A 12,664-nucleotide genomic window follows, 5' to 3' on the forward strand; every position below is an offset into this window, starting at 1 on the left:
GGGCCAAGCTTTCGATTTTCGCTTGCCATTGGCCTCCGCTATCAATTTCCATATATTGTCTCCTAATGAGCTATGTAGACAGTTTACCATTCAAATTATGTCAAACTTCATACGCTTAAAGTTATTCTGAGCAGTGTAGCAGTTAACCAAAATATAAATTTTTATAGCGATTTGTTCAGAAATTGTTTAGATTTACACCATACAGTATTTGTTACATATTACCATAACTGTCAAAAATCTCTGGAACATGTCTTCAAGATTAGGGTGATAGTATGCAAGCAGTGGTATTCGTTCAAGAATCAAACGAAAAAACAGTTTTAGAGGGTTTACTGCCAAAAACAGGGTTATTTCATCGCATCCTTTATATTCAAAATATTGAGCAATATTTGGCATATGCCAAAAATCATCAAATAGATGTCGTTTTTCTTGATATTGATATTTCACCAATTAATAGAATGGAACTAGCTGAAAATATGAAGTCTTATAATGAGGATATTCACATTATTTTTTTTTCCCGTTATTACCAATACGCTGTACACGCATTTGAAATCAATGCCCTCGATTATATTCTCAAGCCGATTACGTTAGAGCGGTTGCTTAAGTCCATTAAACGAATACCTGTTCATCACCATCATCATAGTCATGATGGTATTCGAATTTCCTGTTTTGGGAATCTCCATTTTTTCCAATGGAACAAGCAAGCGTTGAACATCAAATGGAGGACAGCCAAAGCAAAAGAGTTGTTCTGTTTGTTATTACAGTATCGCTTTCGCAAACTTAGTAAAGAAATGTTAATCGATATGCTCTGGCCAAATGCAAACATGAATGGGGCAACCACATTACTATATACAACCATTACGCAAGTTCGAAAAACGATGAAATCAATAAGGGCCGACATCAAACTTTCGCGTGATCAAAATGGTTATTATTTAAAGGCCAACGAACAAGAGGTAGAAATTTACATAGAGACGTGGGAACAGCTCCTCTTGCAATTTCCCACAATCAACCAAAACAATGCCGGCGTTGTACGGGACATTTTAAAAAAATACAGACCTTATTTGGAAGATGAAGGCTACTCTTGGACAGAGCCGGAAAGAATTCGGCTTCACAATATTTGGTTAACGTATTTATATCGGTTAATTGAATACTCCATCGAAAAAAAAGAGCTCGAGCAAGCAATGCAGCTCTGTTTTGACATTCAAACCATGGATCCTGACGAGGAAAAAAGTTACCAATACTTATTGACGATTTATAATAAACTGGGAGACGTAAAAGGCGCCATACGACAATATGCAAAACTGAAAGAAATTAAAAATCAACTAGTGAATTAAGGTTATCAATGTGATTGGGCATAATGTTACTAGTTGATTTTTTCATCGCTATAAAAACTCAAAGTCAGTTCTGCGAAGAGCCGCCAACTTCCATCCAGTTTTTTTAAGACTCGACAGCAAACGACGCGAAAGTATTCTCCACCTTTCTTTTGCTTATATTTTCCAATAAATGGCGCCATCTTTTCGCGCTCTCTTGCGACCTAAACTGCCGGGCGTATTCGTATGCTTGTTGACTTAACAACTCATTCAAGGACCGATTCGTCAAGACATCAATTATCCTTTGGACGAACATCTCATGATCACCGACTGGAATCAAAAAGCCGTTTTTACCGTCCATAATCATATCAGACGGACCATATTTTATATCGTAACCAATGACCGGGCACCCGTGAGACAAACTTTCCATCGTAACTAATGAAAAAGCTTCACACTTGCTTGTCAATAATGTGAATACCGCAGATTCATATACAGTGGAGGGGTTCGCTACGTATGGCTTTAAAAAAATATGCTCCTTCATTCCGAGTTGATCAATCAGTTCCAATAGTTTTCGCTTTTCCGACCCACTTCCATAGATTTCCAAAGACGCTTCCGGAACGCGCTGAACGACTTTGGAAAACATCTCAATCATGTGATCGAGGTTTTTTTCTGGACTATACCGGGAAAGAGCAGCAACCTTCTTTTCCTCACGCCTTATAAACGGAACTGGTGCTGGCAATTTTTCCAGAGCGTGAGGGATAACATGGTAGTTGCCTTGAATGCCAAAACGCTTTTGGATATCGCTTTTTTGTTTTTCGGTCAGTAGCACAATCGCATCGGGCTTCGTGACATCGGCAAATATATCGGCATAATTGGAATTAATGGCGCCAGTAAACATATCTCGCCCATTTTTTACGTGTAAACTGTGAATGAGTGTAATAATATGTACATGCTCTGATGTTAATACTTGGAGCTGTTTATAATACACTCTGTTTTTATCAATCATAAAGTAGTAGATATCAGAAGGCTTGACAATTTGTCGTAACCAGTACGAAATCAATTCACTTTCTTCATTAAAAGCTTCCATCACATCGCCTTGCCGATTCAACATCATGATACATCCCAGTCTATGTTTGTTGTTATCCCGAGTATAGTGCTTAATGATACAAGGAGTTCCATCCACTCGATAATACGTCTCCATCAAAACGTACTGTTTGTCCGGGTCCAATGTTTGAATGACGCTCAAACAACCATTACCATCGAATTTATCACGGCGAATCTTTTTACCTTGATGAAAATAATTAATATAATGCAAACGGCCTGTATCAGGTGATCGTTTTTGATACATCATTAATCGTCCATCTCGGTAAACACGCGTATCGTTCGTATGAGGGACATCTTTATACGTCCAATCCTTTCGCCGAACGCGCGATCTCTCGTCCACCCCATCCTGTCCACTTTGAATCGTCTCTTGAAAATATTCATACATATTGAGGACAGGAACCTGTTCATGCAATATGCCATTGTGAATCAAATGTTTCCGAATATCCAGCAATTGTTCATTGTATTTCGTTGTCACAACCACCGGCGTAATCCCCAACTGCTCGTGAAAGATTTTTGCGCGCAACAAGGATGCGCGCTCTATTCCGGTTAAATGATACGCCAAATCAATATTTAAAAACATATATTTCTTTTTCGGCTTTTCGTCAAACATCGTCATTTCACACCTTTCACGCAGCTGTTATATGTTGGTCAATGTGAAGTTTTCGGTTTCTCCCCATTCCGGAACACGGTACATCAAATAATGACAATACCCCGACAAGTTATGTTCTATATCATCTATTCGCACCCTGAACGCCTGGTGCCGGATAAAGAACCCATGCAATACGAGAGCAGGCCGTTTAAAGTACATGGCGATCTCCGGATAACAAAAGCCCACCCTCTGGTATTCCGCGCGCTTATCAATCGTCTGAAGGAGAAATTCTGTATCGATATATTGCAATAGATCATGTTTATTCAGTTCTTTTATCTTTTTCACCATTTTAAAAGCGGCCATTGTCAATTCAAGAAAAGTAGGATATGTCGAATTCCGGTGATAAATAAAGTTCAATTTTCCTTGGCAATTTTTTAATCCAAACATAAAGTATTTATCCTCAGGAGCATACATGGTCAGCTCATTCGCGGCATAACTTAGCCAATGATCGTGATATTGCCAATAGTCATGTTCAATAAGGTAATCAAAAGATTTCTTTACAGCTTCCAGCCATTGATCTTGACGGTCCGAACCGTATAGTCTCAAGAGGGCAAACACGGCCTCTCCATCATAATAAACCGTTCTGAATGCATCTTTTAAAGCAAATGACGGATAGTCCCATACATGTAGGAAGCCGCCGTCATCTTTTTGCATCCATAATATGGCTTTGCCCAAATCCCGGGCAATATCCAAATATTGATCACTTCCCGTCACTTCCATCAGCTTGGTTAAGGCTAAAATGGCATGAGCATTAGACCCCAACTTTATTTCACTATCGTTGGCAACATCAACGACATACGCGCGATCATCATAATAGACGATCGAATGATCAATCAAATACCGAATGCCTCTTTCAATCGCCCGCAATATGTTTTGATCCCGAAGCAACTCATACCCTTCAGCCATTGCATATAAAGTACTCGCGTGTCTGAGAATATTATACGTTTTAATCTTCTTTGAAAAGCAGGGAAAGTATCCATATGCAAATTGGCCGTTTTCTTTTATTTGGCTGGTCAAAAAATGAGTAGATTGTTTGATCAGTTGATAGATTTCGGTGTCCAAGCGTTCGACTTTACGAATGCCATTGGTCAGTTCGCCATCATAAAGTTCATACACCTCTCCGTTTTCATCAAAAAAACCCAATGTCTTAAACGGATAAATCGTTTTGTTTTGATAAAGCCGCTTGGAAAAAATGGTATGTATACCGTTATATTGTAAATAATTGTTTATATTTTTTTCATCCAATGACTGAGGACCATCATTTGTCCTTCTGATCATGGCATAACCGTTGATTTCTTGTTCCAAAAAGGCAAGGCGAAATTCATCGTCAAAGGCCAGACCTTTGCGAAAATAGTTTCTTTTGACTTTCTCCAAGTAGTTTTCAAGAGAGAAATAGTCCCATTTCTCAATATTTGAAACAATATCTGCCTTGATCCACTGTGGAACTATGTACCTTTTTTGAACAAGAGCGAGCAAGGAGCGTTTTGCTTTTTTCCAAGCGGCTTCATATTGATTTGAACAGGCCTTTATCACCCGGGCCCGAATTTCAGGATTCCCAACTGAGAGAAAAATAACATACTTTTTTTGTCCGTCCAAGTCTTTTTTCAATTGCTCGTCAACGATATGTTTTTTCTCGTCCATCTTACTTTTTAATGCTTCTAAACGGTCTTCGACTTCTTTTACATATAGCCTGGTCCGCATTTATTATCCACCTTCCTCCAATAGAGCAGCTATTACCAGAGTGAATGGAGAAGAAGCAAATGTCTTTTGATACATTTGCTTCTTCCTATCAAGCTTTGAAAAATATTGACATTACTTTCTCCGGCCAAACAATCTCGCCGCAATACCCGCCAACAATGCTCCCAATCCTGTAAGTCCCATAGTCCAAAGTGCTGTTGCAGTGTTTGGCAACTTGCTTCCATGTCCGGTTTGATTATCTGTGTCGGATATTTGACCATTGCCAGTTCCGAAGCCTGGGGCACGGCCAGGGTCGCTATCGGAATCTGAATCACTATCAAAGTCGGAGTCGCTGTCGCTATCGGAATCCGAATCACTATCAGAGTCGCTGTCGCTATCGGAATCCGAATCACTATCAGAGTCACTGTCGCTGTCGGAATCCGAGTCACTGTCGGAGTCAGAGTCGCTGTCGCTATCGGAATCCGAATCACTATCAGAGTCGGAATCGCTGTCGCTGTCGGAATCCGAATCACTATCAGAATCGGAGTCGCTGTCGCTATCGGAATCTGAATCACTATCGGAGTCGGAGTCGCTGTCGCTATCGGAATCCGAATCACTATCAGAGTCGGAATCGCTGTCGCTATCGGAATCCGAGTCGCTGTCGCTATCGGAATCCGAATCACTATCAGAGTCGCTGTCGCTGTCGGAATCCGAGTCACTGTCGGAGTCAGAGTCGCTGTCGCTATCGGAATCCGAATCACTGTCGGAGTCAGAATCGCTATCGGAATCCGAATCACTGTCAGAGTCAGAATCGCTGTCGCTATCGGAATCTGAGTCACTGTCGGAGTCAGAATCGCTATCGGAATCCGAATCACTGTCAGAGTCAGAATCGCTGTCGCTATCGGAATCCGAGTCACTATCAGAATCGGAATCGCTGTCGCTATCGGAATCCGAGTCACTATCAGAATCGGAATCGCTGTCGCTATCGGAATCCGAGTCACTATCAGAATCGGAATCGCTATCGCTATCGGAATCCGAATCACTGTCAGAGTCAGAATCGCTGTCGCTATCGGAATCCGAGTCACTATCAGAATCGGAATCGCTGTCGCTATCGGAATCCGAGTCACTATCAGAATCGGAATCGCTATCGCTATCGGAATCCGAATCACTGTCAGAGTCAGAATCGCTGTCGCTATCGGAATCCGAGTCACTATCAGAATCGGAATCGCTGTCGCTATCGGAATCCAGTCACTATCAGAATCGGAATCACTGTCGCTATCGGAATCCGAGTCACTATCAGAATCGGAATCGCTATCGCTGTCGGAATCGGAGTCACTATCAGAATCGGAGTCGCTGTCACTATCGGAATCCGAATCACTATCGGAGTCGGAATCGCTGTCGCTATCGGAATCTGAGTCACTATCAGAGTCGGAATCGCTGTCGCTGTCGGAATCCGAATCACTATCAGAATCGGAATCGCTGTCGCTATCGGAATCCGAATCACTATCAGAGTCGGAGTCGCTGTCGCTATCGGAATCCGAATCACAATCTTGATTTGGAAACTCTACCGTCGCTGAAGATTCCAAACTTGACAATAAATCAATATCGATCGTGCTGTCGCCAATAATGGCTCCTTTGATTTCGGCACTATTGACACAGGCAGAAGTCGGATTTGGCACATTCAAACCAAGATCCACTGACACATTCCCGAGCACCGAAGCTTGGGCTAAATCATTTGCGATATCAAGGGTTCCATCAGTAATTTGTCCAATCAGGTCAGTCGCTAATTGTCCAGCACCAGTAACAGTAGATAACGTTCCGTTAATTACATTATTTAATGTCTTAACAAGTTCTCCTAAGAGCGGGATATTTTCTGCTTCAGGTAAAATTTTGATCTCAAGTGCATTTATAGCATCAACCACATTTTGGAGGGTTTGAACAACAACATCCTTCACTGCTGTTTCCAGGTGATTCCCCAATCCCTCGGTGAAATCAACCGTAACGGTTCCATCCGGAGAGATACTTACCTCCACTTGATCATTGTAATCCAATAAATTAGCCAATGCGCTGTCAAGATTATTTAATGCATCCACAGCTTGCGAAAGCTCGCTTACGCCATTTATGACAAGCAATTCTTTCGGAATCAGACTGCTTTGAAGAGCATCAACCGTGCTTAACACATCGGCTACCGCACCTGTAAGTGCCCCTGTCACACCACTTAACGCTCCGCTTAAAACTGGCAACTCATCCATTGTAACGGGTAATATTTCAACAGAGACATTAGCAGGACCAGCCGCAGTTACATCCCCGGCTAGTTCATCCGGCAGTTTGAATACTGCTACACGATCAGGATTTAATACTTGTAAATTCGCCACCGCTGTTCCAGAAACGCCCACATTTAATAGATACGGCTTTCCATCAACTACCGATCCGGAAACAGTGGTGTTTTGCAAAAGGTTTACTTCTGCCAACGAAGCCGCTGAAGCTACTCTCGTTTCAAAACCAGGCAAAGAGAAACCTTTGTACCCTGCACTTACCGGGATTGTAACTAATAGCGTTGCAGCAGCAATGGTCGCTGTCCTTCTTAAATACTGTTTTCTTCTTGCATTCATCTTTTTCTTATAATCAAATGACCGTCTTTTACTCATTATTAACTAATGTCCCTCCAATTCCGAAAATTGATGAACCTCGAAACACATGAAAGCATGAAAATGGAAATGAACACCCTCCCTTCTCCACTGCTACTTCAAGAGGTTTCTTGTTCCGAACATTCAACAGTAAAGACCGAAATCTAAACACTTTGGATGTATAAAAGCGGTATGTATATAAATCTTCGATCTTAAACCCAATTATCCACGGGCTTTCTAAACCGTTTCTTAACATAAAGGGACATAATCATGTATAAAACGCTAATTTCCGCCAAAAAAAAGCTTCCAAATAAGTCGATCATTCAACTTTTGGAAGCTTTTTTGCTTTTAAATCAATATTTGATTTTATATTGTTCATCTCGTGGGAATTGCGTCCTGTTTATCTTCATCTCATTTTGCCAGGATACTCATTGGCAGCAAAAGTGGTATTGCAAAATCGCAAACTGGGCATTTCCCCAACTTTTGGATAGTTCGCATGAGAAATGACATTAAATGGACCGAATGTAGTCTTATAAAAAAGATTGATCGTTTTTAACAAAGGGATTATTTAAAATAGAGATTGATCATTTTTATAAATTTTCATAAAGAATCTTGGTTTTGAAGTGGGGGTTTTACGGCACCTTACATGCGGGATAAAGTGAAACTTCATTTCTTGGTATGCCTTTCTCAAGAAATGTTAGTTGAACCAATCGGGCATTTAGGGGCCGTTTCTCCCACTTGGACCTTTTGTATTCAACTCAAGTTGTTGAAGTGGGAGTATACGGAACCTTACATGCCGGATAAAGTGAAACTTCATTTCTTGGTATGCCTTTCCCAAGAAATGTTAGTTGAACCAATCGGGCATTTAGGGGCCGTTTCTCCCACTTGGACCTTTTGTATTCAACTCAAGTTGTTGAAGTGGGAGTATACGGAACCTTACATGCCGGATAAATTGTCCCAGAGTATAATACGCAAGCTTTTAGCGTAGTAAAAATATGTAGACTCCTGCGGGAATAGCTCGAGCTGAAGATCCCGCAGGAAAGCGATCTTTGCTTCCGAGGAAGCTGAAGCCGGGCCCGCGGAAAGCGAAATATGTTGACGTAGCGATGACAGGGATTTTTTTTACACAAATAACCCGAACAATTTTAAATGAATTGTTCGGGTTTTGCTATTTCGTATTTGCTTATGTCTTTTTTCCATTTATCATTTTTTCTGCCATTAGTTTTAAAATAGTTCCCTTTAATTTTACCAATATCCAAAATCAGAACGAAGCATCAATATTTTCCACTCTTCACAAAAGAGAGTTGAGCGTTACGTTGAAGAAATAAGGTTTACATTTCTTCGGAAAGAAAAAAATGTATTTCCCGCATCAAACTGAAAGTGAACATTTTCATAACCTAATACCAGTAAACCTTCTAGTACGGAGCACTTTCTTTAAATGTAACCTAGAGAATAATAACTAAACTCCTATTACCAGTGGTTTTTAATGACTAAGTGGTGCAAACCACCCTGATCTTCATTCATTACATCATCTCGCAAAGCAATCTAGAATCAGCACCCACAGCTATCTGAAATGTGATGAATTTGAGTCAAATCCGAAACAGGAAAGTTCATCTCCTTCCATGCCGCAATACCTCCGGTCAACTCTTTCACTTGGTAACCGTGCTCTAATAAAAAGGAGGCTACTTTGGTAGCTGTGTTACACCAAACATCCCAACAGTAAACAATAATTTCCTTATCTTTAGGTATTTCATTTAAACGGTCTCGCATCTCTTGTTGAGGAATAATATGGGCATCCTTAATTGTTAAAGTTTTTACATGATCAGGTCCATTTCTAACATCAATCAAAAAGTATTTTTCCGGCTCGATTGATACCGATTTTAAATAATCCATAGGGCTAATTGTTGCTTCTAGACGTGCATTAAAATATTCAAGTGCATCCATAATTAGTTGCCTCCGATTTTATAGAGTAGTCCAAACTTTAATAAGGATCTCCTTCAACAATTGTTTTTCTTGATCGCTTAAAGGGGCCAAAACTTCTAACTCTGTGTCAATTAAAAACTTCCAACGTGAATCTACTACATCTTTTCCTTTAGGTGTAATCAAAAGACTATAAGACCTTCTGTCATTTGGATTCCTTGTTCTCTCTACATATCCCAAACCTTCTAAGTGATCAATATGACTAACCATTGTTGTGCGGTCGATTTGTAATTTTTCAGAAATATCTTTTTGTGAAGAATAGGGGCTCTCTTCAATAAATAAAAGAACCCCATATTGTCTAGCATTAATTTTAACTGGGGAAAGGCCTTCAACAAATTTAGTTTCCATTCTTTGAAGAACTTTTCCAAGCAAAAAACCATAAGATTGATTCCACTTTTCCAATAGTTAATATACACCTCCAAATAGTCAGTTGATTATATAATCAGTATAACTGATTAATATTCGAAATTCAAGCAGACGTATGTAATAAAATGTAACACATCAAAAAAAATCGTAAAATAACTTATGAAAAAATCGGGGGCTGTAGTTTAAAAAGAAAAATGGACATTTAACCAAATAGAAAACCGTCATTTTGATCAATCTTTTTTCAAAATAACGGCTTTTTAATTGATGTTGTATATGGGGAGTTTTATGAATCTTTAATGTAAAGCTACACCTAAAGGCCTCAGCGGCTAACCGCCCTTTTTGTGCCTAAAAACCCTTTCCTATGAATAGATTTTCGTGAATCAATCGTGCGCATTATGAACAAAAGATTTCATGGCCGGGTTTATAATCGAATGAATGCCTATCCCCATATATGAAGCTCCCCATCGTTTTCTTTCCTCAAACTCTTTTAAATTGGCAACTTGTATTCCTACTTTCACACCGAGGTGCCTTCCGGCATCCATTACCTTATCCATGAGTTGCTGAATGTCTTTACAAAGATATCCTTTATCTGCTTTCCTGGATGAAACCGATAAGTCCGTTGGACCAATATAGGCAACATCGATACCTGATCGCATAATCCCTTCCACTTTTTCGACAGCTGTAGGCGTTTCCACATGAACGGCAATAAAGATTTCATCGTTGGCTTTGTTTAAGTATTCTTCTCCTCCCGCAAATCCATACTTTGCAGCACGGATAGAATACGCCGTTCCCCTGTTTCCTTGAGGAGGATATTTTGCAGCCATTACTACTCTTTCAGCTTCTTCCGGACTATTCACTTGCGGAACATGAATGCCTTTTGCTCCTCTATCTAATGCTTTTAAAATATCTATCCGATCTGAACTGGGCACTCTTACAAAAGGGACTGCTCCCGATATTTCACATGCTCTGATCATTTCCTCCACTTCGCCCCAGCTAAATGCCCCATGTTCATTATCAATCACAATATAGTCGAAACCGGCATATCCTGCCGTCTCAACCAAAGCCGGACTATACATGCCTATGAAACATCCTATCGGCACTTTTCCCGCATGTATTGCTTCTTTGATGGGATTCGACATTTTTCATCCCTCTCTTTTGTTTTTTAAAAAAGATAAAATCAAGTTAACCCAGCCCTAAAATATGGCCGGTTCATCAACTGGCGCACCGAACCCTGTTTCTAAATAATCGAAATCACATCCCTTATCCGCCTGCTGGATATGATTCAAATACATCCAACCAAAACCACGGTGAAATTGAGGTTCAGGCTGCTGCCACCGCGACCTTCTTTCTTGCATTTCTTTCTCTGAAACTTCCAGATGAATCGACCTATTCATGACATCCACAGTAATGATGTCGCCTGTTTTTACCAAAGCCAATGGACCGCCTATATAAGATTCGGGCGCTACATGTAATATGCATGAGCCATAGCTTGTACCACTCATTCGCGCATCTGAAATACGAAGCATATCTCGTACCCCCTGCTTCACCAGCTTAGTCGGAATCGGCAGCATTCCCCACTCTGGCATGCCCGGTCCTCCCTTCGGACCCGCGTTTCGAAGTACTAAAATATGATTTTCCGTAACATCGACATTTTCATCTTCCACAAAAGCCTTCATTGCAGGATAATCATCAAACACGATAGCTGGCCCGGAGTGCTTGAGAAATTTCGGATAACAGGCGCTGGCTTTGATGACACAGCCATTAGGTGCCAAATTCCCTTTTAATACAGCAAGCGATCCCTCTCGATATACCGGGTTGTCAAGATGACGGATCACATCATCATGATATACTTGCTTCTTATCAATATACTCCCCTATCGTTCTTCCCATGACTGTCATTTCCTCCACATGCAGAAAATCCTTTAATCGATTCATCATTCCCAAAATACCGCCCGCGTAATAAAAATCTTCCATCAAATATTGATCGCCGCTCGGCCTAATATTGGCGATGACAGGTACATAGCGGCTTATCCGATCAAAATCATCAATCGTTATATCAATTTCTGCTCTTCTTGCCATTGCAATTAAGTGAATAATCGCGTTGGTCGATCCCCCAAGTGCCATCGCGACAACAATACCATTCTCAAATGACTTCTCTGTCAACACTTTATGAGGGGTAACATCATCCCAAACCATATCCACGATTCGCTTTCCTGCTTGTCTGCACATCCGTTTATGATGGGAGTCTACTGCCGGTATGGATGAAGCTCCCGGTATTGTCAATCCCATCGCATCGACTATGGATGTCATCGTACTCGCGGTTCCCATCGTCATGCAAGTTCCCGGACTTCTGGCTAACCCGCCGCATATGCCTTCCAACTCCTGATCAGTAATATGATGAGCCCGGTATTCATCCCAATACTTAAATGCATCCGATCCCGACCCAAGCGTTTGTCCCTTATAATTTCCTCGCAGCATGGGACCGGCTGGAACAAAGATTGCGGGAATTTGCATGCTGATTGCGCCCAGTAACAGGCTCGGCGTCGTTTTATCACATCCTCCCATCAAAATGGCTCCATCAATCGGATATGACCGTAATAGCTCTTCTACTTCCATAGCCAGCAAATTTCTATAGAGTAATGCAGATGGTTTATTAATACTTTCAAAAAGTGATAGACAAGGTATTTCTATAGGAATTCCTCCCGCTTGGAGAACTCCCCTTTTTACATCCTCTACCCGATCTTTAAAATGATGATGACACGGGTTTATCTCAGACCAAGTATTCATAATTCCAATAATGGGTGAACCATCCCATTCTTCTATCCCAAACCCCATTTGCATCATGCGGGAGCGATGATTAAAGCTGCGAAAATCATTAGCGTCTAACCACCTTTCACTTCTAAGCGGCTTTTCTTGTTTCAATTTGTTGCTCATCATTACCACACCTCCGGCATT

At 40.9% G+C, this 12,664-nt stretch carries 7 protein-coding genes and 2 pseudogenes; 1 reads left to right on the plus strand and 8 read right to left on the minus strand.

What is annotated here, in order from left to right; genetic code table 11:
- The first annotated feature begins 272 nt into the window (after window positions 1–272).
- Window positions 273–1,331: a response regulator gene (locus MHB50_RS17255; RefSeq protein ID WP_340084298.1), complete on the plus strand. Its 1,059-nt coding sequence runs from the start codon at window positions 273–275 to the stop codon at window positions 1,329–1,331.
- Between the two features lie 103 nt (window positions 1,332–1,434).
- On the opposite strand, the gene MHB50_RS17260 is transcribed toward MHB50_RS17255, so the two are convergent.
- From MHB50_RS17260 to araD, 8 genes and pseudogenes are all read right to left on the minus strand, one after another.
- Complete coding sequence (locus tag MHB50_RS17260) at window positions 1,435–3,021, minus strand: glycosyltransferase (protein ID WP_340084299.1); 1,587 nt, start codon at window positions 3,019–3,021, stop codon at window positions 1,435–1,437.
- Window positions 3,022–3,048: 27 nt separating this feature from the next.
- The gene (locus MHB50_RS17265; protein ID WP_340084300.1) at window positions 3,049–4,761 is read right to left on the minus strand and encodes a hypothetical protein; all 1,713 of its coding nucleotides are present in this window, start codon (window positions 4,759–4,761) and stop codon (window positions 3,049–3,051) included.
- Between the two features lie 111 nt (window positions 4,762–4,872).
- Window positions 4,873–6,281: pseudogene (locus tag MHB50_RS17270) on the minus strand (YSIRK signal domain/LPXTG anchor domain surface protein); the annotation flags it as partial.
- A gap of 81 nt (window positions 6,282–6,362) precedes the next feature.
- Window positions 6,363–7,385 (minus strand): annotated as a pseudogene (locus MHB50_RS17275) (adhesive domain-containing protein); the annotation flags it as partial.
- A gap of 1,530 nt (window positions 7,386–8,915) precedes the next feature.
- Window positions 8,916–9,308, minus strand: a complete 393-nt coding sequence (locus tag MHB50_RS17280; RefSeq protein WP_340084301.1) for a rhodanese-like domain-containing protein — start codon at window positions 9,306–9,308, stop codon at window positions 8,916–8,918.
- An 18-nt stretch (window positions 9,309–9,326) separates the two neighbouring features.
- Window positions 9,327–9,746, minus strand: coding sequence for a MarR family transcriptional regulator (locus tag MHB50_RS17285; RefSeq protein WP_340084302.1), 420 nt, complete (start codon window positions 9,744–9,746; stop codon window positions 9,327–9,329).
- A gap of 344 nt (window positions 9,747–10,090) precedes the next feature.
- Complete coding sequence (locus MHB50_RS17290) at window positions 10,091–10,849, minus strand: aldolase/citrate lyase family protein (RefSeq protein ID WP_340084303.1); 759 nt, start codon at window positions 10,847–10,849, stop codon at window positions 10,091–10,093.
- Between the two features lie 54 nt (window positions 10,850–10,903).
- Window positions 10,904–12,646: an L-arabinonate dehydratase gene (araD, locus tag MHB50_RS17295; RefSeq protein WP_340084304.1), complete on the minus strand. Its 1,743-nt coding sequence runs from the start codon at window positions 12,644–12,646 to the stop codon at window positions 10,904–10,906.
- Window positions 12,647–12,664: the final 18 nt, after the last annotated feature.

Origin of the sequence: Siminovitchia sp. FSL H7-0308 (assembly GCF_037980985.1) — a bacterium.
In the GTDB taxonomy this organism is placed as follows: Bacteria; Bacillota; Bacilli; order Bacillales; family Bacillaceae_C; genus Siminovitchia; species Siminovitchia thermophila.

Excerpts from the sequence above, each read along its gene's own strand:
- MHB50_RS17255 (WP_340084298.1), top strand. The coding sequence starts at position 273 with ATGCAAGCAGTGGTATTCGTTCAAGAATCAAACGAAAAAACAGTTTTA.
- MHB50_RS17260 (WP_340084299.1), bottom strand. The coding sequence starts at position 3,021 with ATGTTTGACGAAAAGCCGAAAAAGAAATATATGTTTTTAAATATTGAT.
- MHB50_RS17265 (WP_340084300.1), bottom strand. The coding sequence starts at position 4,761 with ATGCGGACCAGGCTATATGTAAAAGAAGTCGAAGACCGTTTAGAAGCA.
- MHB50_RS17280 (WP_340084301.1), bottom strand. The coding sequence starts at position 9,308 with ATGGATGCACTTGAATATTTTAATGCACGTCTAGAAGCAACAATTAGC.
- MHB50_RS17290 (WP_340084303.1), bottom strand. The coding sequence starts at position 10,849 with ATGTCGAATCCCATCAAAGAAGCAATACATGCGGGAAAAGTGCCGATA.
- araD (WP_340084304.1), bottom strand. The coding sequence starts at position 12,646 with ATGATGAGCAACAAATTGAAACAAGAAAAGCCGCTTAGAAGTGAAAGG.